General features: G+C 45.2%; 19 protein-coding genes and 1 other annotated feature. Of the genes, 14 read left to right on the top strand and 5 right to left on the bottom strand.

The genetic code is table 11. The features are described 5' to 3' along the window. Window positions 1–60 precede the first annotated feature (60 nt). On the top strand, window positions 61–1,068 hold the full coding sequence (ccpA, locus tag NSS94_RS15290; RefSeq protein WP_029517652.1) for a catabolite control protein A: 1,008 nt from the start codon (window positions 61–63) through the stop codon (window positions 1,066–1,068). Between the two features lie 114 nt (window positions 1,069–1,182). Next, window positions 1,183–1,881 (top strand): 5'-methylthioadenosine/adenosylhomocysteine nucleosidase, encoded by a 699-nt coding sequence (locus NSS94_RS15285; protein ID WP_341039594.1) that lies wholly within the window; start codon window positions 1,183–1,185, stop codon window positions 1,879–1,881. Between the two features lie 13 nt (window positions 1,882–1,894). Here NSS94_RS15285 and NSS94_RS15280 read toward each other — a convergent pair whose 3' ends face one another. Further along, on the bottom strand, window positions 1,895–2,527 hold the full coding sequence (locus tag NSS94_RS15280; RefSeq protein ID WP_069010578.1) for a GNAT family N-acetyltransferase: 633 nt from the start codon (window positions 2,525–2,527) through the stop codon (window positions 1,895–1,897). A gap of 240 nt (window positions 2,528–2,767) precedes the next feature. Between NSS94_RS15280 and acsA the strand changes: the two genes are divergently transcribed. After that, window positions 2,768–4,483, top strand: a complete 1,716-nt coding sequence (gene acsA, locus NSS94_RS15275; protein WP_165150275.1) for an acetate--CoA ligase — start codon at window positions 2,768–2,770, stop codon at window positions 4,481–4,483. Between the two features lie 88 nt (window positions 4,484–4,571). On the opposite strand, the gene NSS94_RS15270 is transcribed toward acsA, so the two are convergent. Then, window positions 4,572–7,595: a transglycosylase domain-containing protein gene (locus NSS94_RS15270; protein ID WP_341039592.1), complete on the bottom strand. Its 3,024-nt coding sequence runs from the start codon at window positions 7,593–7,595 to the stop codon at window positions 4,572–4,574. A 135-nt stretch (window positions 7,596–7,730) separates the two neighbouring features. Continuing rightward, window positions 7,731–7,996, top strand: a binding site (T-box leader). A 66-nt stretch (window positions 7,997–8,062) separates the two neighbouring features. Between NSS94_RS15270 and tyrS the strand changes: the two genes are divergently transcribed. Both tyrS and NSS94_RS15260 read left to right on the top strand, forming a co-directional pair. Then, on the top strand, window positions 8,063–9,316 hold the full coding sequence (tyrS, locus tag NSS94_RS15265; protein ID WP_341039590.1) for a tyrosine--tRNA ligase: 1,254 nt from the start codon (window positions 8,063–8,065) through the stop codon (window positions 9,314–9,316). 201 nt (window positions 9,317–9,517) lie between these two features. After that, window positions 9,518–10,387, top strand: a complete 870-nt coding sequence (locus NSS94_RS15260) for an AraC family transcriptional regulator (protein WP_029517647.1) — start codon at window positions 9,518–9,520, stop codon at window positions 10,385–10,387. 78 nt (window positions 10,388–10,465) lie between these two features. Here the strand turns inward: NSS94_RS15260 and rpsD are convergent, their stop codons facing one another. Further along, entirely contained in the window at window positions 10,466–11,065 is a 600-nt protein-coding gene (rpsD, locus tag NSS94_RS15255; protein WP_013310919.1) for a 30S ribosomal protein S4, read from the bottom strand. Between the two features lie 436 nt (window positions 11,066–11,501). On the opposite strand from rpsD, the gene NSS94_RS15250 reads away from it, so the two are divergent. From NSS94_RS15250 to NSS94_RS15230, 5 genes are all read left to right on the top strand, one after another. Next, entirely contained in the window at window positions 11,502–13,487 is a 1,986-nt protein-coding gene (locus NSS94_RS15250; protein ID WP_029517646.1) for a sensor domain-containing diguanylate cyclase, read from the top strand. Between the two features lie 194 nt (window positions 13,488–13,681). Further along, the gene (locus tag NSS94_RS15245) at window positions 13,682–14,533 is read left to right on the top strand and encodes a hypothetical protein (protein WP_141695450.1); all 852 of its coding nucleotides are present in this window, start codon (window positions 13,682–13,684) and stop codon (window positions 14,531–14,533) included. Window positions 14,534–14,609: 76 nt separating this feature from the next. After that, entirely contained in the window at window positions 14,610–15,725 is a 1,116-nt protein-coding gene (locus tag NSS94_RS15240; RefSeq protein WP_029517644.1) for an aminopeptidase, read from the top strand. Window positions 15,726–15,814: 89 nt separating this feature from the next. Continuing rightward, entirely contained in the window at window positions 15,815–16,057 is a 243-nt protein-coding gene (locus NSS94_RS15235) for an HPr family phosphocarrier protein (protein ID WP_013310915.1), read from the top strand. A 141-nt stretch (window positions 16,058–16,198) separates the two neighbouring features. Next, a complete protein-coding gene (locus NSS94_RS15230; RefSeq protein WP_007431028.1) occupies window positions 16,199–16,489 on the top strand; it encodes a YlaN family protein in 291 nt (96 codons plus the stop codon). Between the two features lie 141 nt (window positions 16,490–16,630). Here the strand turns inward: NSS94_RS15230 and cax are convergent, their stop codons facing one another. Continuing rightward, on the bottom strand, window positions 16,631–17,701 hold the full coding sequence (cax, locus tag NSS94_RS15225; RefSeq protein ID WP_029517643.1) for a calcium/proton exchanger: 1,071 nt from the start codon (window positions 17,699–17,701) through the stop codon (window positions 16,631–16,633). A 192-nt stretch (window positions 17,702–17,893) separates the two neighbouring features. Between cax and NSS94_RS15220 the strand changes: the two genes are divergently transcribed. Beyond that, on the top strand, window positions 17,894–18,259 hold the full coding sequence (locus NSS94_RS15220; RefSeq protein WP_013310912.1) for an Asp23/Gls24 family envelope stress response protein: 366 nt from the start codon (window positions 17,894–17,896) through the stop codon (window positions 18,257–18,259). Window positions 18,260–18,485: 226 nt separating this feature from the next. Here the strand turns inward: NSS94_RS15220 and ftsW are convergent, their stop codons facing one another. Continuing rightward, window positions 18,486–19,745, bottom strand: a complete 1,260-nt coding sequence (gene ftsW / locus NSS94_RS15215; RefSeq protein ID WP_029517642.1) for a putative lipid II flippase FtsW — start codon at window positions 19,743–19,745, stop codon at window positions 18,486–18,488. Window positions 19,746–19,994: 249 nt separating this feature from the next. On the opposite strand from ftsW, the gene NSS94_RS15210 reads away from it, so the two are divergent. From NSS94_RS15210 to NSS94_RS15200, 3 genes are all read left to right on the top strand, one after another. Next, on the top strand, window positions 19,995–21,200 hold the full coding sequence (locus NSS94_RS15210) for a M20 metallopeptidase family protein (RefSeq protein ID WP_341039588.1): 1,206 nt from the start codon (window positions 19,995–19,997) through the stop codon (window positions 21,198–21,200). Window positions 21,201–21,284: 84 nt separating this feature from the next. Next, window positions 21,285–21,713: a CBS domain-containing protein gene (locus tag NSS94_RS15205; protein WP_023989320.1), complete on the top strand. Its 429-nt coding sequence runs from the start codon at window positions 21,285–21,287 to the stop codon at window positions 21,711–21,713. A 177-nt stretch (window positions 21,714–21,890) separates the two neighbouring features. Continuing rightward, entirely contained in the window at window positions 21,891–23,714 is a 1,824-nt protein-coding gene (locus tag NSS94_RS15200) for a DNA repair helicase XPB (RefSeq protein ID WP_341039585.1), read from the top strand. The last annotated feature ends 2 nt before the right edge of the window (window positions 23,715–23,716 follow it).

The following is a 23,716-nucleotide window of genomic DNA, read 5'->3' as shown; positions in this document are numbered from 1 at the left end:
GGTTCTAATTAGTTGATCTAGGATTCGGTTGAAAATTTATTGGCAATGGAGAGAAGGAATGTGACGGTAACGATCTATGATGTAGCTCGCGAAGCTGGTGTCTCAATGGCCACAGTGTCCCGCGTAGTTAACAATAATCCTAATGTGAAACCTCAGACCCGCAAGAAAGTGTACGAAGCGATTGAACAATTGGGATATCGCCCAAATGCGGTCGCTAGAGGTCTGGCCAGCAAGAAGACAACGACCGTCGGCGTGGTTATACCGGATATATCGAACTCAATTTTTGCAGAAATTGCACGCGGTATTGAGGATATAGCGAATATGTATCACTATAATATTATTTTGTGTAATGCCGACAAGCGAAAAGAAAAAGAGATTCGTGTTATCAACACATTGCTTGAAAAGCAAGTGGATGGTCTTCTGTTCATGGGTGGTACAGTAACGGACGAGCATATTCAGGCGTTCCATACAGCTGCGGTCCCTATCGTTCTATGTGCAACGAGCGATGAAAAAGGAAGCTATCCTTCGGTCGATATTGACCATGAAGCGGCTGCTTTTGATGCAGTAAACACGTTGATCCGCCATGGACACCGTCAAATCGCAATGATCAGTGGTACGCTTCAAGACCCTGCAAACGGTTATGCACGTTTCCAAGGTTACAAGAGAGCATTGGAAGCAGCCGGAATTGATTATCAGGAGGATCTGGTGAGAATCGGGAACTACCGTTATGAATCTGGTGTTGAAGCCATGAAATATTTTCTCGGCCTGAAGAAGAAGCCAAGTGCGATTTTTGCTGCAACGGATGAAATGGCAATTGGTGCGATCCATAGTATTCAGGATGAGGGATTGAAAGTTCCTGATGATTTTTCGGTAATCAGTGTTGATAATATTCGTATGGCCTCTATGGTTCGTCCTCAGCTGACAACCGTCGCGCAACCGATGTACGATTTGGGTGCGGTAGCGATGCGTTTGCTGACCAAGCTGATGAAAAAGGAAAACGTGGAGAACCCTCGCGTTATTTTGCCGCATGAAACTATTTTGCGGTTGTCAGTTAATTATTTAGACTAGACGCAGTGCTGAATAGGATATACCTTCGATGAAAGCTCCTTTGATGGAGCTTTTTTCGTGGATATAAAGCTTCTTCTGGACATCATCATCAAACTAAGAATAGAGGGATGCGTAATGAGCCGACTTTATGGATTAATGGGTGCTATGGATGAAGAGATTGAATTGCTGCTGGCAGCGATGACGGAAGCGAGTAAGACGGTCAAGGCTGGAATCACTTACACTACAGGAATCATTCATGGGCAAAGAGTCGTCGTCTGTAAATCCGGTGTAGGCAAGGTTAATGCTGCGGTAACAACACAAATCCTGATTGATCATTTTGGTGTAGAACAGATTATATTCACGGGAGTGGCAGGGGCGGTTCATCCTGATTTAAACATTGGGGATATTGTCATCTCATCAACATGTATGCAGCATGATATGGATGTAACGCCTTTGGGTTATGCCAGAGGGGTCATTCCTTATCAGGACACCTCAGAGTTTGTGGCTGATCCCGAGCTTGTAAGTCTAGCTGAGAAAGCCTGCAAATCGTTTGGCGATCGGTATATTGTCGGCAAGGTACTTTCTGGCGATCAATTTGTTGCACATCGTGAGTTAGTGACTGCATTGCATCAGGAAATGGACGGCGCTTGTACCGAAATGGAGGGTGCGGCTGTGGCTCAGACAGCTCATATGAACGCTGTGCCTTATGTTGTACTACGATCTATGTCAGATAAGGCTGATGGATCGGCCCACGTTAATTATGCTGAATTTACGGTAGAAGCTTCACATCGTTCGCATCGTATTGTGGAGTTCATGCTCAAGCATTTGGGCTAATGGTATAATTTTTTTAATACATGAATCTTCGGACAAATCGGATATGGTCAAACTGCTCTTGTGATGCGAGGGGCACATCCTTTCCCATTCGTACCATCAGACAGTTAGCAGGATGTGAGCATATTTCAGGATCATCCGTGGCGTACCAGACCATATCTACAGTTTTCATTAGACGCTCCATCATGCGGCGGTATTCCCATACGGAGAGACCGCTGCCTTTTAAATCCCAATGCCAATAGTATTCGGTCGTAAAAATAATATAGGATTCAAGCTGTCCATCCTCAAAGGCAATCCGAATCATTCGGCTACCCAGGCCTAGACCACGATAGTCATCGGCTACTTCAACAGCTCCGAGTTCCAGTAAATCCTTCATGCCAGCTTCCGACCAGCGCTCCATCTCATCTGGGTAATGAAAAGTAACATATCCCAAAAGGGTTTCCCCGTTGTGGGCAATGATAATTCTGCCTTCTGGCAGTTCCGAAATATCCACCAACGCGTCGAATTGCTCCCTTGGTTTGCGAAAGGCATCTAATTGCTTGTGCATTTGAAATGAACGCAGTTGATCCGCGGATACGGGGCCTTCTACATAGATTGTTTGTCCGTTATGATCCAGCGTATCCGAGTGGTACAGTTTTAAATGCTGCATACGTACGCCCTCCTTGTTCGCCATGAGCTCGTTCCTCATATCCCATACTTATAGCAAAAAAACAATTAAATGAAAAGGATGGTCGTCACATCGTGACCTATGATATACTGTTTTAGACATAAAATGTTCACAATTTAAATCAACCAGTAAACCAAAGGAATCTATCTGATTTATTGATTTTTGTAAGCGTTATCTTGTCCTGCGTGTTTCTCATTAATCCATTGTGAGGAGGCTGAACGCATGAAGATTGAAGAACTCCAGACTGTAGTTCCCACATCCAACATGGGTCCGTATGAACAAGCTTACAACAACTTTCAGTGGGAGGATGCAGAGCGTCATTTTACGTGGTATGAAACAGGCAAGGTAAATATGGCACATGAAGCCATTGATCGACATGTACAGGAAGGACGGGGTGAGAAAGCGGCATTATTGTATTGTGACGCAAACCGTCATGAAACCTACACCTTCTCTCAGCTTCGTGCTAGCTCTAACAGGTTCGGAAATGTGCTGCGCAAATACGGTATTGGTAAAGGGGAGCGGGTGTTTATTTTCATGCCACGTTCACCTGAGCTGGTTATTAGTTTACTTGGTGTTCTAAAGGTAGGGGCTGTTGTCGGTCCATTGTTTGAGGCGTTTATGGAAACTGCGGTTAAGGATCGATTGGAGGATAGTGGGGCAGTGGCATTAGTGACCACACCTGCGCTTCTGTCACGGGTAAAACGTGAGGAGCTTCCTGAGCTACGGCATATTTTTGTGGTTGGTGATATGGATGAACGCGAGCAGGGAATTATCGATTTTGAGACAGAAATGCTTACGTCCTCAGAGGAACTTGAGCCTGAATGGTTGGGTCGTGAAGATGGATTAATTATTCACTATACATCAGGCTCAACAGGCAAGCCCAAAGGCGTGTATCATGTGCAAAATGCAATGATTCAGCATTACTATACTGGCAAAATGGTGCTGGATTTGCGGGAAGATGATGTGTATTGGTGTACTGCTGATCCTGGCTGGGTCACGGGAACGTCATACGGTATTTTTGCTCCATGGCTAAATGGAGCGACGAATGTCATTCGTGGGGGGCGTTTCAGCCCGGAAGACTGGTACCGTACGATTGAGCGTCACGAAGTGACCATATGGTATAGTGCTCCTACAGCGTTTCGGATGCTGATGAGCGCAGGGGAGCAGGTTGTTTCCAAATATGATCTCAGCAGTCTGCGGCATGTATTATCCGTTGGGGAACCGCTGAATCCCGAAGTGGTGCGATGGGGATGGCAAGTATATACACAGCGCATTCATGATACTTGGTGGATGACGGAAACAGGAGCACAGCTGATCTGTAATTACCCTGAGCTGCCGATTAAGCCGGGTTCGATGGGAAAGCCACTCCCAGGTATTCAAGCTGCTATTTTGGACGACAGAGGGCAGGTGTTGCCTCCTAACCGGATGGGTCACTTGGCGATCCGTACACCATGGCCATCCATGATGAATCGTATATGGAACAATCCGAACAAGTTTCAGGAATATTTCCGCTTTCCCGGTTGGTATGTATCGGGTGATTCGGCTTACATGGATGAGGACGGATATTTCTGGTTTCAGGGTAGGATTGATGATGTCATTAACTCCTCTGGAGAGCGAATCGGCCCTTTTGAGGTGGAAAGCAAGCTTCTGGAGCATCCTGCTGTAGCGGAAGCCGGAGTCATTGGAAAACCAGATACCGTGCGGGGAGAGATTATCAAAGCTTTTGTTGCACTGCGTGAAGGCTATGCACCGTCTGAAGCTTTACAGCAGGACATCTATCGCTTCGTTAAGGAAGGGTTGTCTGCCCATGCTGCTCCACGCGAAATTGAATTTAAGGAAAAGTTACCCAAAACCCGCTCTGGTAAAATTATGAGACGCGTGTTGAAAGCCTGGGAGCTTAACCTTCCTACAGGTGACTTATCTACCATAGAGGATTGAAGTACTGTGTATATTAGAATTAAAAAAAGGAGTCTCCAAAGCCTTAATGGCTAAGGGGACTCCTATCACTTTCTGCTCTTGTCTTCAGTTATGGACGGACGGCTCCGGAAGGAGCCGATTCCCCCATGGCATTCATGGAAGTGACACGAAACCAGCCTTTTAGCTTTTTCTTCGACTTATATTCAAAGCTGGTAGATGCGGTAGAGCCTATATTTGTAAAAGGCTCCGCACCGCTTTCGCTGTAATACACGTTATAGCCTGTAATAGCGTCCGCCGACTTACCTGCGCTCCATTGGAGCGCTACGGATGAGCCTGCGGCTTTAGCTTGAGGCTGTCCAGGGGCAGTAGGGACTTCTGTAGGCTGCGCACCTGTTCCATCTCCCTCGCCCGGAACGTCTAGAGACTCAGAATCTGCAGGTGGCACTACAGGTGTTGCGCTTGCTTTCGTGCTTGGACCGGACTCATGGCCGCCCACATCAACGGCGGTCACGTAGTAGCTAGAGCTGCTGCCCCCAGGGCTGTCAGAGAACACCTTGGAGCCGTCAGCCATAACGACCTTGCCAAGCCGTTGGAAGCTCCCCCCATCTGTAGAACGATACAGACGGTATCCTACGACGTCGCTGTTTCCGCTTGGGCTAAAGCTGATTATGGCTTTACCGTCACTATAGCTTACGTTGACGCTAGATGGAGCGTTAGGAGCTGCTCCATCGTCCTTGCGTGGATCAATCTGAGTAGGAGCTTCCTTATCTGCATCCTGAGGCAGATAGTAGGACAACGAATTATGTCGTCTCATCACCTTAAAGGCTTGCTGAAGCTCTTTAATCAATTCTGAGATTGACTTTTCCCGTTTCCTAACGGTCCGTTCATATAACATATCATCCGGTGTACCATCGCGTGGAATATAATTCACACCTTGGTAGGTAATATATTTCGCACGACTCACACCATTTTCACTGTTTTTAGGTGGATACTTACTGTTATAAATGTCCGAACCATATGCGGATGCTGTACGGCTTACAATGCCGTCAGGTCTCTTGAAGCTGTCCGTTTGGAACAGCTGAGCATCTTTAGCTGTTACTTCATTCATGATTAGAGCCCATAAGCGGCGAGCCCGCTCTTTTTGGACTTTCGTTTCAAGCTTATTGACAGGTTGCTTGTAACCAACCCATACACCCAGTGTGACGTCAGGCGTAAAGCCCTCGAACCAAACATCAGTGTAGGATTGCGTAGTGCCTGTCTTGCCGGCAATCGGAATCTTACCGGATTGATCAAAGTTCCGCTTCACCAGTCTGCCTGTGCCCTCCGACACGGCTGTACGCAACATATCTGTCATCAGGTAGGCGGTTTGCGGTGAGAAGGCCTGCACAGGATTAGGCTGATGCTTGTATATAATATTGCCTTGCGAATCCACAATCTTTTCGATCATATAGGCGTCATTAAACACACCGCCATTTGGAATGGCTCCATATGCATTCGTAAGCTCCTCGACGGTCACCCCATGGGCCAAGCCGCCAAGTACACCCGTTTGGGCGTTGTTATCACTGGATTCCAAGGTGGTGATGCCCAGCTTCTTGGCAAAAGCCCAAGCTTTGCTGATCCCTACTTTTTCGTTAAACAGCTTGAGTGCTATCGTATTGAGCGATTGATTCAGTGCATAACGCGCCGTGACCAATCCTTGATAGCGGTTGTTAGAATTTTTCGGAATGTGATACCCATTACTGCCATCTTTCAAAATAATAGGGGCATCATCCACGATACTACCAGGCTGCACAAGACCGCTGTCCAATGCAGGGAGATAGGCAGCAATCGGTTTCATTGCCGAACCCGGCTGACGAACCATCTGGGTGGCATAATTCATCTGCTCCTTTTGGAAGTCCCGACCTTCCATCATTCCAAGAATGGCGCCTGTTTTATGCTGAATCAGAATAGCCGCTGCTTGTTCGTCACCCTTGGTTTTACTAGTGGCAGAGAAGTTATTCTTATTTTCTGCAATTTGACGCATAGATTTGTATACGCTCTTATCAATGGTGGTGTACACCATATAACCGCCTGTGCGAAGCTGCTGTTCAGCTTCTTTGAGCAAATCATTATCGTCCTTGGTTTTGGCATCTGCACTGGCATTAGCTGCTTGACCCGGATTGGTGACAGACATGAGTGCCTGCGCAGCTTGTCGTTCTGTTTCTATCATAAGATATGGATAGGTGTTATAAGCCTTAACAGTACGTGGTGCGAGAGATTTTTTGATATCAAAAGCCATCGCTTCATCATACTGTGCTTTATTGATTTTGTTCTCCTCCAGCATTCGACTGAGCACCAGGTGCTGGCGGTTGATGGCTCTTTTAAAGCCAGCTTCATTAAACTCACCCTTACCGTTGTAAGCAGAATAGGAAGAAGGAAGCTGTGGCAAACCTGCCAGATAGGCAGCCTGGGCTATATTAAGCTCGTTCAGATCATTCTCATTAAAGATACCTTTGGCCGCTGCTTTAATGCCAAAGACGTTGTAACCGCTTGAACCGTTACCAAAAGGTACTTTATTAAGATAGGCCGTAATAATTTGTTGCTTGCTTAGGAAGCGCTCAAGGCGCAGAGACAGCAAAATTTCTTTGACCTTGCGATCATCCGTGCGATCGAGATTTAGAAAGACACGACGCGCAAGCTGCTGGGTGAGGGTACTACCCCCGGTTTGTACGGATTCATGCAGTGCCTTTTGCTTCACAGCACGCAGTGTTCCCGATAGATCGACACCTTTATGCTCGTAAAAATGATTATCTTCAATGGCAATGACTGCGTCAATGACGAGTTGTGGAATCTCCTTAAACGTGACAGGTCTTCGATCTTCTTCTGTCCGGAGTTGTCCGATGGGAGAGCCATCATTGAAATAAGCGAAGCCTGTAATTGCATTCTTATCTACTTCCTGTAGGATCATGGATCTGGAACGCACGGGTTCGCTTTTTACAATAGAAGCAACATAGCCGGCGGCCGCCCCTCCTGCAAATAGTGCCCCCATAAAACCGATGATGACGACCCACTTTATGACACGGCCGAGCCTTCGCATGGTTGTCCGCAAGCGGGAAGGCTTTGGCTCTGATACATTGTTTTTTTCTTCAACCATTAAGTCTTCCTCCTTTATAACAGCCATTATTATAGCATAAAATTACAAAATGAACCCATATGCTAAAAAGCCTGTCTTTTGGTGTCGTTGACTACATAAAAGCAGTGTGTTATAAATAGGTCAAAGTAAATATCGTGAAAAGCAGAGAAAGACTTCAGTAGAAGGCGGATTCACGTTGTACAGAGAGCCGATGGGTGGTGTGAATCGGTAGCGTCCCTCCTTTGAATTACCGTCTGGAGCTGTCTGGATGAATGGAAAGCTTTTGCAGGTTTGCGAAGCACCATAGTAATCCAGTACCGGGTGTAGGCCCGTTATAGGAATGAAGTGAAAGAAATGTCTGTCTTTGACATGCGTTTCTTTAATTAGGGTGGTAACGCGAGTAGCTCCTTCTCGTCCCTTGGGATGAAAGGGGCTTTTTGGTTTGTCTAATATGTAATATTTTGGATGAAAAATAGGAGGTATACAGGATGAAGTGGGAAGAATTGAAGCCGGAGCAGCAGGTAGAGGTAGAACGACAGCTAGAGGTGATACAGCGGGGTGTAGCGGAAATTGTACCGGAGGATGAGCTGAAGCGTAAGGTGATCAAATCGGTCGTTAGCGGCAAGCCACTCAAAATTAAGCTGGGCCTTGATCCATCTGCTCCCGACATTCACATCGGACATACGGTTGTTATGCACAAACTGCGCCAGTTCCAGGAATTAGGCCATCAAGTACAACTGATTATCGGAGATTTTACAGGCAGAATTGGTGACCCGACAGGTAAATCGGAGACTCGTAAGCAACTGACTGAGGAAGATGTACAGCGCAATGCCCAAACATACAAGGAACAAATTTTTAAAATTCTCGATCCTGAAAAAACAAAGGTATTTTACAATTCCGAATGGTTAGGGCCAATGTCTTTTGCTGATGTAGTAACCCTGTCGGCCAAAGTAACGGTTGCCCGTATGTTGGAACGGGATGATTTTACAAAAAGGTACCAAAACGGATTGCCGATCAGCATCCATGAGTTCTTTTACCCGCTGATGCAGGGCATGGATTCCGTGGCTCTCCAAAGCGATATTGAATTAGGGGGAACGGATCAGAAGTTTAATCTTCTGATGGGTAGAACCCTGCAAAAAGAATACGGAGTTGAGCCACAGGCTACTATTACTTTACCATTGCTTGAAGGGCTGGATGGAGTTCAGAAGATGAGTAAAAGCTTGGGGAACTACATTGGTGTTGATGAGGAGCCGAACGAAATATACGGAAAATCCATGTCCGTTCCTGATGAGCTGATGCTGAAATATTTTGAGCTTGCAACGGATATCAACAACGAGGAGTTGGCAGAGCTGGCGAAAGGTGTTAAGGACGGCTCAGTGCATCCACGTGATGCCAAAATGAAGCTGGCTGGAACGTTAGTGCGCATGTACCATGGTGAAGAAGCAGAGGAAGCAGCGAAGCAGCATTTTGTGACCGTATTCCAGCAGCGCGCGCTGCCTGACGATATTGAAGAGTTCACCTTGACGGCTGATCAGTTAGAAGAAGGTGTCATTCGTGTGATCCAGTTGCTGACTCATCTGGGCTTTGCAGCATCTAACGGTGAAGCCAAGCGCAGTATTCAGCAGGGTTCGGTCAAAATTAACGAAGAGAAATGGACCGATGTGAACGAAGCATACACGCCGAAGGAAGGCGACATTGTGCAGGTAGGTAAACGGAAATTTGCTAAAATCAAGCTTGGATAATGAAAATATATTCAAAAGCAGCGCTGAGATTGTCTCGATCTCAGCGTTGCTTTTTTATTTCTGCCAAGTGAAAAGTCATGGTAAACTTAGCACAAATAATCAAACATGTAGGTGAAGAGTTATACATAATGAAAACGTGGGTTGCACAATTTGGGTGTAGGATCGATAATCAGAACAATTACGAGTGTGGGGAAGGATTATATGGACTATTTTAAACGAATTCAGTGTGCGATTGAGTTTATTGAATTGAATCTCCGGGAGGATCTAAAAATTGCCGATATTGCTTCACAGGCATGCTTTTCAGCTTTTCATTTCCAGCGGGTTTTTCAGGCCATTTCGGGTTTTACGGTTCAACAGTATATAAGAAGGAGAAGATTGTCCGAGGCGGCTGAACAGCTAAAACAATCCAATCAAAAAGTGTTGGACATTGCTATTGAGTTTCAGTACAACTCGCAAGAAGCCTTTACCCGCGCTTTTGAAAAGAATTTTGGGATCACCCCTGGGAAATATCGTAACAGTGATATTGAGCTTCCTGGACAAAGCAAAATTAATTTTCTGGATTATCAAAAAAATACGAAGGGGGATTTGGATGTGAACAAGCCAGTGATATTGCAGCTCGAAACGACCAAAATTATAGGGTATGAATATAAAACAAATCTGAATAATGAGCAGCACTATAAAGAAATTCCAGGATTTTATGGGCACTTTGGAGCCAATGAATATTTTATGTGTATCCCGAACAAGATCGCACCGGGAATGTCATATGGGGTTGCCTGTCGATTTGAAGACAATGGTGCATTTTCATTTGTGGTGGGCGAGGCAGTTGAAAAAGAGTCAAATGAACTGGCAGAGGGTTTCATATATATGGAGATTCCAGCAGGGAAGTATGCTGAGTTTGACGCTTCGGGTTCAGATGGACGGGTTCAGAATATACGAGACTTTATCTATGGCACATGGCTTCCTAATTCTAATTTTGAACGGAGGGAGGGACCAGATTTTGAAATTACGGACGTGATGAATTCCTCCTATCCAGATCATTTGAGCATGAAAGTATACATCCCCATTGAATAAAACTCTCAGGCTCGATCATAAGGAATATAAAAAAAGCACCCGAATAAATTCGGGTGCTTTTTGGTGCTAATGCAGGGATTAGCGGTTGTAGAATTCGACGATTTGTTTTTCATCGATATCTTGGGACAATTCGCCACGCTCAGGCAAACGAATGAATTTACCTTCCAGAGCTGCGTCATTGTACTCCAGGTAAGCTACCAAGTGGTTGCGGTTTTCCAAAGCTTCTTTGATGGAAGACAGGGAACGACTTCTTTCACGAAGACCGATCACGTCGCCAGGGCTTACTTGGTAAGAAGCGATGTCAACTTTTTTACCGTTCACAGTAACGTGACCGTGAGCTACCAATTGACGTGCGCCTGCACGGGAATTAGCAAAGCCAAGACGGAATACAAGGTTGTCCAGGCGGCTTTCCAGCAAGAACATAAAGTTTTCACCAGCGATACCGTGCATGTGTTGAGCTTTGTTGAACAGGGTACGGAATTGTTTTTCACCCAAGCCGTACATGTGACGCAACTTTTGTTTCTCTTGAAGCTGCATACCGTAGTTGCTGATTTTTCTCCGTTGGTTTGCACCATGTTGTCCCGGAGGGAAAGGGCGTTTCAATTCTTTACCTGTGCCGCTCAGGGAAATACCGAGACGACGGCTCAATTTAAATTTAGGACCAGTGTAACGTGCCATTATAGAGTTAACTCCTTCATAATTAAAATTTGAGTTGGGGCTCTCTTTGCGCTCCAATTTGTTCGGCGCTACCTATTAAGGTGAGACGCACTACTGACAGAAAAGTTCAGCCGCTGTCCTGTCAGCAACAAAAAAGATGAGGGTGACACAAACTGTTACGCCCAAAATTTAAGATCCGCACAGTAGATAGTTCTGCCGTACAGTCTTTTTCAATAATATATACTACATGTAAGAGTAGGACAATGTCAAGAAGAGAAAAAGAATGAAAACGTCAAATTTTGTCGATAGGGCTTTAGAACTAAAAAAGTGGGACGAATTTCTGGAAAATGGATGCAAATTTCTAGAGTTGGGAGTAAAATAGATCATATTATGAGCTATAGTGGTGTATAGCCGCTGTCTTGGTACAGCTAATTTTGCTGTGAAGGAGCGCCTTAATATGTCGGAATTTTCAACAACGGATCAGCAAATGCTTGACAGTAAAACGGTCCAGGCTAGCGGTGCTCCGCTGTTTGATGATAAAGGATATACTTCTTTTGCCTGGCTCCAGAACATGGATATGACACCCTATGATTTCCCCTATATTAACCAGCTGCTTGTTCAAGGATATCGGAGTTGGTTACAACAGGGCAATGGTATATCCTGGATTAACGAAGAATATACTGCTGTTTTTAATTTTATAGGTGTTCGTGTTGCTGGTAAAAAAGAAGATGATGACGAGGATTTGGATTTGGTCGAACGTTGTTGCATATCTAGAGAGATGGAAGTGAGCCAGCGCAAACTTCGTGATGGAAGCCTTTCGTTTGTGTATATGGTTCCCATACTATGCCGTAATTACAAGAGCGAGCCCTTTGCCGCTCTTCGTTTTACACGGCCTGCTCAACATTCTGTCCCAAATCTGGACACATTGTTATCAGCTGCTTTACATTTTAAATCCTGCTTTTACACGAAGTTTGAGTACATATTTATGGAAGATGTCCTTGGGATGCGGAATCGAAGCGATCGTGAAGGTAGACGCCGTTCTATTTTATTTCAGATTGTAAAACGGATGCATGACAAAATTGACGTAGAAGGCGTGCTGGATGAGGTATTCGGGAGCATCGCCTATTTGTTTCCCCATGTAGATATCACCTTGTATATGAGTCAGGATCGACATAGTCGCAATCCGCAGGTCAAACCTTTACTGCTGCATGAACGGGACGAAGATGTATGCGTCCGTGCATTTATGAAAGGGCAAATGGCTGTGAATGAGCCTGTCGGTACACAAGATGAAATAACTGAAATCGGCATCCCATTACGTGGTAAGCAGGGCGTATACGGTGTTTTCCATATGATTCTTCCATCGGGCGCGGATAGTATGAAAAAAGTGGATGTAGAGCTGATTGCCATGATGGCGGATACGGCTGGCACCGCATTTGAAAATGCAAAGCTGCTTGAGCAATCGAATGTACTTATCCATGAATTGCGTCTCATTAATGAACTGGTTCAGCGCTTGAATCAGAGCCTGAAGTTAAATGAAATATTTGAATTTGCCGTGCAGGAGTTATTAAAAATGTTCATGGCGGACTTTTGTTGTATTGTACAGCTTGACCAGGATGGAAACTGTTTTAAGGTCATGTCGAGTAATGTGGAAAGCTTAAGACTGGAAAGTTACCCTCTTGAAGATGGATTTGCTGGACTAATACGCTTAACAGGGGAACCAGTGATTGTGTCGGACTATAGAAAGGATGGGAAGATATCCTCTCATTTTATGGATGCGACGCACTCCCAGTCTTTGATGGCTGTACCTATGAAGACCAGCGGTACTCCTAAAGGGGTTATACTATTGTCCAGCAAGCTTCCGCACTTTTTCTCTTACGATAATTACAAAATGTTGCAAATGCTAGCCCCTCATATCGGGTTGGCGGTAACCAATGCTATGCTGCACGCTGAGGTGCGGCGGTTGGCTAATATGGATATGTTAACAGGTCTGTATGTACGTCATTATGTGGACCAAATCATTCAGCAACATCAGGAAAAGGATTTCTGTGGATCTCTTATTTTGGTAGATATTGATCAATTCAAACAGGTGAATGATACGCATGGGCATCAGACGGGTGACGAAATTTTGAAAAGCGTCAGCAATATCGTTCGTTCGGCGACTCGCGATGAGGATGTATGTGCGAGATGGGGCGGCGAGGAGCTTGCCATTTATTTACCGCAGCTGGGGGTACAGCAAGCGCTCGGATATGCAGAAAAAATACGTTACCGCGTACAGCATGAAACTGAGCCTCAGGTGACTGTTTCTTGCGGGATTGCTGAATGGAACTGGCTGGACGAGCAGATCAGTATTGAATCTTTATTTTATAGGGCTGATATGGCCTTGTACGAAGCAAAAAATGAAGGACGCAATCGAATAGTTGTTGATCATGTAGCCAATGTGTAGAGAATATTCCTAGGGAATGTTCTCTTTTTGTCTTGTATAACCCATTGCGGACAGGTAATCCTAAACGTAGCTATATCGTGTGTATGATTGAACTATAGGGATAACACGATGAAGTGAACCAGGTAGCATAACTGGCTTGAAGCAGGATTATTGCTCATGAGTACAGTTATGTTCAGGATAGGACGGATGATGGGATGCATTGGAAAAAGCAATGGATGATGCAGGTTTGTGGTGTGTTGCTTGTAATAGGTGTGTTAAGTGGTTGTGCACTGGATCGACAATATACGCCTGAGCAGATTTTTAAGAGAGCAGTTGCAGGAATGGCTGGCAAAGAGATGGTAACGTTTACTGGACGGACTGCAATTAGAGCAGACAGTGGTCTGCCAACGAATAAGCAGTTTGAATATCGCGGTAGGCTAAGAAATCACGATGAATTGACCATGCACTGGGGTTCTGCAGAGGCTTTCCGTAAGCAAGGTGGCTACACAGCTCTGAAACAAGGTAAGTCCGAGCATGATGTTACACAGGAACGTTTTATTCGTCAGAGTGGGAAATGGGTTTCGCTGACATCCGGTTATCCTCCTGTGGTTGGAAATGGTATGTTAAATCGCTTCAATCCGATTCAGGAGCTTGAGGAATTAAATACACTGAATAAGAGCATTCGTATGGAAACGGGAGCTGCCCGGGGAACTTGGGTGTTGAGGATTGAACCGGAATCTGCTTCGGCAAAGCGCTGGTTGAAAGATCGTTTAATAAAAGAAATGAATACGTTAAACCCTCAAATCGTGATATTAAAAACGCAGCAGACAGGAACGAATCGAGAGCTGCGAAAGAAGCTGAGCCAAATATGGGCGCAAAGTTGTGAGGATATGAATAACCAGCTGGAGCAATCCATTGTGCATACGGTGTATCATTTGACCATAGATCGCCAAACAGGTTTACCCTTAAAGCTTTCATCCGAATGCCAGATTACCCGACAGGGAGAAAATGAAGATCTGCATCAAGAGGCTTTGATAACCAGAGTTACTTTTGAGGACTACAAGTAACGTGGCGGGCGTGATACAATGAATTTTGAATTAACCATCGTTCAAAAAGAATGAAATAGAGAAGGAGAGACACTACATGAAAGATCCTAGAATACTTAAGCTGGCGGAAAATTTAGTAGGTTACTCTGTTGAAGTGCAGCCTGGAGAAAATGTATTAATCGAAATGATTGGTACAGAGCGCGACTTACTTAACGCCATCATTCATGAAGTTGGTAAAAAAGGTGGAAATGTTTTTGTACAACTTACAGACCGTAAGGTACAGAGCACCATGCTTCGTCACGCGACAAAGGAGATGCTGGAGACCTGGGCTGAGATTGACCTTAACCGGATGAAGCAAATGCACTGCTATATCGGAATTCGTGCAGGTGAAAATGTAAATGATTTGTCAGATGTGCCGGAAGATAAAATGAAATTGTATAATTCCATTTATCAGCATGCGGTACATAGCGAACAACGGGTGAAACACACCAAATGGGTAGTGCTGCGTTATCCGAATGACAGCATGGCTCAATTGGCGAATATCAGCACAGAAGCGTTCGAAGATTTTTATTTCGATGTGTGTAATCTGGATTATGCAAAAATGGACAAAGCTCAAGATGCATTGGCAGACCTGATGAATCGGACGGACAAGGTACGGATTAGTGGACCGGGTACGGATTTGAATTTCTCTATTAAGCAAATTGGAGCTATCAAGTGTTCAGGTCAATGTAATATCCCGGATGGCGAAGTATACAGCGCGCCTGTACGTGATTCCGTTAACGGAACGATCAGCTACAATGCACAAACCCTGTATAATGGCATTACTTTTGAAAATGTTAAATTCCGTTTTGAAAATGGTAAGATCGTGGAAGCAACGAGTAACGATACGAAGCGGCTGAATGATATTCTCGATTCTGACGAGGGAGCACGTTATATTGGCGAGTTTGCCATCGGGTTTAATCCGCACATCTTACATCCAATGAAGGATATTTTGTTTGACGAGAAAATCGCCGGCAGCTTACATTTTACACCGGGTCAAGCTTATGAAACAGCGGATAACGGTAATCGTTCATCGATCCACTGGGATTTGGTGTTGATTCAGCGTCCAGAATATGGCGGTGGTGAAATTTATTTTGACGATGTTTTGATTCGTAAAGATGGCATCTTTGTACTGCCTGAGCTGGAGCCATTAAACCCTGAAAATTTAAAATAACGATATCCGTTCTTGCTGAGAAAGCGATTTCAATGTATCATTATGGATGAGTAACGATACATGACAATTCAGTAAAGCGAGGGATTTCTATGTCCAATAATAACGCGGCGGTTGTTGAAATTGCACAGACGGCGAGCAAGTTCACCTCTTCCATCGTCCTTCATTCCGAAAATAAGTATATTGATGTGAAAAGTATACTGGGCTTGTTTACGACCCTAGTCAGCAGCCATAGCTATGAACTACACGTTCATGGACCAGATGCGGAGGAAGCCAAGAAAGCGATCATCGAGGTGTTCGAGAAGCACGGACTTCATATTTCAGTAGCCAGCTAACTTTATTCTTGAAGCAAAAGCATCCCTACCTGTAACTGTAGGGATGCTTTTTTTGTCAGGTTCTTGTATTAGCCTGCAATTTGGTCTAATATTAAGGATAGGACGTCTTGTGCGACATTGAGACATAGGGGGGAAGAATCCATGACTTCATCTGATTTGCAGGAACAATTGAATATCAAGGCTATTAATCTGCTTCAGGAAGATGCAGATAAAATAAAGAAGCTTATTGAAGTACAGATGGAGAATCTGGCAACCCGTTATTGCCCTCTCTATGAGGAAGTGCTGGATACTCAGATGTACGGATTTTCCAAGGAAGTGGATTTTGCGGTTCGCGCTGGACTTCTTCCGGAAATGGTAGGTAAACAGCTGGTCAGTGAGCTGGAACGCAATCTGGCTATTCTATATGAGGCCATGAATAATAAGGCCAATTAGGAAGACGGTTGAATTGATGAGAGCATGCGGAGCTTGAGAGCATGCTTTTTTTGATGCCTTTTTTTAAAAAAATGTTCTTTTAGGATGGTAAAAGCGCATCCCCTTCCACCATCCTAATGAACATTTTAAAACCTTAAAAAGCTACACAAGAAAGAAGGATACACCTAACAATACATACACTACCAATAGCATGAGCCCCTCATACCAGTTGGTTGAGCCGTCTTGGGTGATGGATTTGGCGATAAATACAGCGACAGCAATGGCGACCAGCTCAATAGTAGTGAAAACAATATTCATCGTGTTTCCCATAAAGTAACTGACAAATATCAGCACAGGGGCAACAAATAGCGCAATTTGCAAACTGCTGCCGACAGCTATTTCAACCGATGCACCGATTTTATTCTTCATCGCCAGTAAAATAGCAGCGCTGTGTTCGGCTGCATTACCAATAATAGCGACGAGGAAGGCACCTACGAACAATTCGCTGAGCCCAAATTGGGTCGTAAACACCTCCAGCGTACCTACCAGCCATTCGCTGACAAAAGCGACCATGACGGTAGCAAGTATCAAATAGGCAATGGATTTGTTTCTGGACCATACAGGGGCATGCTCATGTGGTAATTCTTCATCTTTTTGTTCGGTCACATCAGATAAATAGTCCTTATGCGTAATCATAGAAAAAATAAGCCACGCAATATACGCGACAATGAGCGTGCCTGCGACAATGAGGCTGAGCGTATCTGATTCGCTATCCGTGATAACGTGTGTGTTCAAAAAGACAGCTGGAACGAACAAGGCAATAACAGCCACAATCATCAGAGAACCACTTAATCCAGCCAGCGATATATTGAAATTTTGTACTTTGTACTTTAAACCGCCAGCGAACAGACTTGCTCCTAGCACCAACAGCAGATTGCCGATGATAGAACCGGTAAGACTGGCCTTTACCATATCGTAAAGACCTTCTTTAACAAGAAAGATGGCGATGATCAGTTCGGCTGCGTTACCAAAGGTGGCATTTAAGAATCCACCTAAACGTTGGCCAGCATAATGCGCGACGCTTTCGGTCGCCCTGCCGAGGAAACCGGCTACGAATACAACAGAAATTGCACAAATGACAAATTGGGCTATAGCGTTCCAATGCGTGTAATGAGCGACTGCGCTAAGAGCAAATGTCGCTATAAGCAAAGCGGGAGATAACCATTTTTTCAATGAAGAGCACCTCGATATCAATAAATGTGTACAAGTTTGGTGAAAGCTGTCACTTGTATGGATTTTCTAAATTAATATACCCAAAATGATATAGGTTGTAAACGAAAGTTGTTTTTCATACGTAGGGTTTGCATTTGGAGTGGCTGAGGCTTTACAATACAAATAAAGGATGGATGAAGGGGGACATAGGTCATGGCAGAGCAAATTCAACAACTGGAAGCAGGAAACATCAAGATTTCCAACGATGTCGTGGGTAAAATTGCCGGGATGGCCGCATTAGAGACACCGGGCATTGCTGCAATGTCAGGCGGTTTATCGGAAGGCTGGGCCAAAAGGCTGAGCGGTAAAAATGTGCAAAAAGGCGTATCAGTGGAGGTTGGACAGCTGGAAGCTGCCATTGATCTACGTATTATCGTACTCTACGAAACACCTATTCATGAGGTGTCCCGAATTCTTCAGCAAAATGTACGAGAAGCCGTCGAAAGTATGACAGGTTTGCGGGTCGTGGAAGTGAACGTAAAAGTGGAAGGTGTCGCGTTCAAGGACGACGCAGTGTAATAGAATCAAGGACCGATAATTCTACATTTTTAACCAATTGTATACATGCCGGGAATTCCGTAGGATAACCCGAATAAAAACACGAAAACTGGTGGTTATAGAATCGCCAGTTTTCGTTTTATGAATCAACAGCATAGCCATTTTTGCAGAGGGTTTCCGTATTTTTATACATAACCAAAAGAACTTCCAAAGCCACCGTTGTAAGTGGTCCTTGGAAGTTCTTTTTTTAGCGAAAACGGTTGGTTCTACGAGTTTGAAAGCGATTGGGTACTTCATTACGGACAGCTACCCCTGTGGTGCGTTCCTGCACCGCTTGTTTGGTGTTCTCACGAGAAATACTGAGCATAATGCCCATCGAAAACATCATGACAAGCAAGGAGGAGCCACCAAAGCTGATAAATGGAAGCGTTACGCCAGTGATTGGAATTGTTTGGGTTACACCGCCGATGTTAATGAAGGCCTGAATGGCGATCAAACCCATGATACCGGTGCCTACCAACGTTCCGAACGGATCATGGCAACGCAGAGCAATGATCATGCCTCGCCAAATGAAATACAAATATAGCATCAGGAATATGGCTGTTCCGATAAATCCGAATTCTTCACCAATTACAGAAAAGATAAAATCATTAAATGAATTAGGAAGATAGTGAAGCTTGATAATACCTTTACCAAATCCTGACCCGTTTAAGCCGCCTTCACCTATAGCTTGCAAGGACTGTACCAGATTGTATCCCGTTCCTTGTCTATATTTCTCGGGATTAAGAAAGGCCTGAAAGCGTCCGATTTTGTAATCTTGCTTGGCAGCAGCTTGTCCATCTGTGGTTCCAGAATCTCCTCCAAACAACGACCCAATACCAAATACAATGGAGGCGCCTAGCACGAGCAGAACAATTGATGCTGTAATATGCTTGACACTGGCTCCCCCGGCATAAATAATCAGACCACTCGTAGCAACCAAAATGAAGCAGGAGCCTAAATCAGGTTGAAGCATGATGAGTCCTGCAACACAGCCTACAATGACGGTTACAGGTATGTAGCCAGTCCGCAGATCTCTAAAGCGATCTCCTTTTTTGACAATCAGTGCAGATAAGTAAAGAATGATGGAAATTTTCGCAAGCTCCGTTGGCTGGAAGCCAACACTACCAAACCTGAGCCAGCTTTTTGCGCCGTTAAGTGAGCCTGTAAAAAGAACGATGATTAGCAGTAATATAGTTATGAAAAATAAAGGTACAAAAAGCTTTTTATATTTTTCCATCTTAATATTCATAGCTACCAACATAATAAAAAGTCCAAGTACAGCAAATGCAGATTGGCGCTTCACAAAATATAAAGAGTCAAAATTGTATTCTTTATTCAGCAAAGCTACGCTGGAGCTGGAGCTAAATACCATAATTACACCGAATCCAACCAGTAACAAAGTGAGGATCAGCAATTGGAAATCCGGTGTGCCTCTTCTTCGAGTCTCCGGCTTCGTATTTCTCATATCAGCTTCCCCCGGTATTCGCCACAAGGTATATTCCTCGCAGACGGTTATCATTTTATCGTTTACCCATTTTATCATATTATGTTTGATGGGCTTCTGCAACCTCCCTGGAGCAACAGATATCACAACAATTCCATATCTGCTACAATAGGATAAAAATGAAGACTTGAGAGCAGCGGTGCATACGTGGTGACGCTGCATGATGAATCGGGAACTTGCCCGGTGCTTTAAAAGGAGAGGTGGAGCATTATGACACAACATGCGATAGACAAGACCTGGTTTGACCAGTTGCAAGAAAATATGGTGGAGTGGCGTAGACATTTACATAAGAATCCCGAAATTTCCTTTCAGGAAAGCAAAACCGCAGCTTTTGTAGCGGATAAGTTGGAGAGTTGGGGAATCGAGATTCGCCGTCAGGTAGGGGGACACGGTGTTGTAGGCACCATTCGTGGTGCTAAACCCGGGCCTGTCGTCCTGCTGCGTGCCGATATGGATGCTCTTCCTATTCAGGATGAAAAGGAATGTGAATATCGCTCCAACGTAGACGGAGCCATGCATGCTTGCGGCCATGATGGACATACATCCGCGCTACTTGGAACGGCTTACTATTTCAGTCTGAATCGGGACGAGCTGCAAGGAGAAATTCGGTTGTTGTTCCAACCTGCGGAGGAATTGCTGCCTGGCGGAGCGGTCAGTGTAATAAAGGATGGTATATTGGAAGGTGTGGACGTCATTTATGGTATCCATTTATGGACACCTTTTCCTGTCGGAACGGCTGGGAGTTGTGCAGGGCCGCTGATGGCGGCGGCAGATGATTTTTATATTGAAATCACAGGTAAGGGTGGGCATGGTGGGATGCCTCAGTCCACTAATGATAGTGTCGTGGCGGGCTCAGCTCTTGTCATGCAATTGCAAAGTGTCGTAAGTCGTTCAGTCGACCCATTACGACCTGCCGTGCTGACGGTGGGAACCATCCAAGGGGGCTCTGCGCAAAATGTGATCGCAGAAACGTGTCGCTTGAGTGGAACGATTCGTACGTTTGATGAGGAGACACGAACGGTGATGAAGGAGCGACTGCATGAGGTAACAGAGCTCACAGCCGCAACATACGGTACAACAGCACAGGTTCGCTATATTATGGGATACCCACCAGTTGTCAATGACGCACATGAAGCATCTCGTTTCTTTAATGAAGCAAAATCTGTTTTCGGCAAGGAGAATGTACAGGAAGCGTCGAAGCTGATGCCTGCTGAAGATTTTGCGTATTATTTGGAACGTTTGCCAGGTTGCTTCATGTTCGTAGGAGCGGGTAACCCAGTTAAAGATGCAGTTTATCCACACCATCATCCGAAATTTGATTTTGATGAGGATGCTATGATTAACGCGGTTCGTTTGTTTATTGCAATGTCTACGGGATACGCTGCGGAACGAAAAGCAGGGGCAATTAAGGGCTAAAATGAGTTGAATTGGGAACGGTTCAATCTGGAGTATGAGCTGAATGAAATGGGGTACCCTACTCTTGAAAAGGAGGGAGTACCCATGAAAAAAGTTCAGGAAGTTATGACTAAAAAATGCGTAACGGTTACCCCGCAGGACAATATTTATGAAATTGCGGTCAAAATGAAGGACAATGATACTGGTTTTATTCCGGTTGTGGAAAGCGAAGGCAGTGATAAGTTGATCGGTGTAGTAACGGACCGTGATCTTGTCGTTCGCGGTTATGCTGCTAAAAATTCGGGTTCGGGTTCGGTCGATACAGTTATGACGACAGGTATTCGTACAGCTAGTGCGGACATGTCGGTGGACCAAGCAGCTGAGCTGATGGCAGAGCAGCAAATCCGTCGTTTGCCCGTGACGGAAGGAGACCGTCTGATCGGGATTGTCTCGATCGGGGATTTGGCTGTTCGTAATATTTTTGCAGATAACGCTGGAGAGGCGCTTAGTCATATTTCCGAGCAGGTCCACTAGAATAATAATTAAGGTAGGCATTGGTTTGGGGAGGTCTTTACCCCGAGCTTCTAATCAGGAGTTCAACCCGAATATGGGTTGAACTCCTTGCTATTCTGGTTGATATGCGAATAAACGGATAAGCTATTTATTATATAACTTTAAAATGATGTATGGTTAGATTATCAGGAGGTAGTTATGAATCCAGATCATCCTTGTATTGTACAACGTGATTTTACCGTTCTGCTGGAAATGGGCTTGCCTGGTTCAGAATGGGCTCGTTCACAGTTGCAGATTTATGCGGAGCTGGTTAAAAGCCCGTCCGCTTTTCATACATACCACATCACTCCACTGTCTTTGTGGAACGCCGCTGCCCTCGGATGGAGTGCTGAGGACATTCAAAATAGTTTGCACTCCATGTCCCGTTGGGATATTCCACGTGATTTGTTGAAGGATATTGAACAGCTCGTTTCTCGTTATGGGACGTTGACGCTTTCACGAGAGGGTACGGAAGAAGAGCGAACTTATAGCACAGATACGATTGACGCATACCGTGCTGAGCATGAGCCAGACGGAGGTATAAAGACAGGGAAAGCCAACAGCTATACAATAGGTGATCGCTTGATCTTGGCAGCAGAGACCCCCGCTTTACTGGATGAGCTACTGACCAAGCAAGAGCTAAAACAGCTTGGTTTACTTCGTGTTGATGAGGTAAGCGTATCGGTCCCGCCCGAAAATCGGGGCTTGCTCAAGCAGGAATTAACTCGCTTGGGATATCCCGTTGTGGATACGGCAGGCTATCTTGAAGGGAATCAGCTTAGATTTACCTTGGGAAAGGGACAAATGAAGTTGCAGCTTCGTGATTATCAAGTAAAGGCCGCTGATGCGTTTGAAGGAGCGAACGGCTTAGGGGGTAGTGGTGTACTGGTGCTTCCATGTGGAGCCGGAAAAACAGTGATAGGTATGGCCGTAATGAATCGACTTCAGTGCGAGGTGCTTATTCTAACATCTAATACCACTTCTGTACGACAATGGGTAGAAGAGTTAAAGCAAAAGACGGATATTTCTGCCGATTCCATTGGGGAATATAGTGGTCAGAAAAAAGAGGTGCGTCCGATTACGGTGGCAACCTACCAAATTTTGACACACCGTCGCACCAAAGACGGAGATTTTGAGCATATGAAACTGCTGAGTGAGCGGAAGTGGGGACTCATTATATATGATGAGGTTCATTTGCTGCCCGCGCCAGTATTCCGGGCGACGGCTGACATTCAGGCTACTCGTCGTTTGGGGTTAACAGCCACGCTGGTTCGTGAGGATGGTTGTGAACGAGATGTATTCTCTTTAATTGGACCCAAACGGTATGATATGCCGTGGAAGGAACTGGAGCGACAGGGCTGGATCGCTCAGGTCGATTGTGTGGAGCTACGGCTTCCAATGACAGTAGAACTTATGGAGCGCAGTATGCGTGCCGAGGGCAGACAGCAGTACCGAATTGCAGCCGAAAATCCGGTCAAACTGGAGGCGGTGCGTAGCCTGATGCAGCAGCACAGTGGTTTGCCCACGCTCATTATTGGTCAATATTTGGACCAGTTGCGTACATTGGCTCAGGAGCTCGGTGTCCCACTGATTACGGGTTCAATGAGCCAGACGGAGCGGGTGCGTTGGTTTGATGCATTCCGCAAGGGTGCAATTCGGACCCTATTGGTGTCCAAGGTTGCAAACTTTGCGGTGGATCTGCCGGATGCAGCAGTAGCCATAGAGGTATCGGGCAGCTTTGGCTCTCGCCAGGAAGAAGCGCAGCGACTGGGACGCATTTTGCGACCAAAGTCAGGCGAGAATAAAGCTTATTTTTATGCTCTAGTGACGGAGAATAGCAAGGAGATGGATTTTGCAGCTCGTCGTCAGCTGTTCCTGATTGAGCAAGGCTATGAATATGCGGTTCGCAGATTTAGTGTGACAGAGGCTATTGGAAGCAGGGATGCTAAGTCTGGAGATCGTGGAAAGAAAAAGGAGGCCTAATC

This window comes from Paenibacillus sp. FSL L8-0644 (assembly GCF_038008165.1).
GTDB lineage: Bacteria > Bacillota > Bacilli > Paenibacillales > Paenibacillaceae > Paenibacillus > Paenibacillus polymyxa_D.
Note: the sequence above shows the minus strand (reverse complement) of the source record. Positions and strands in the feature narration are given on the sequence as shown.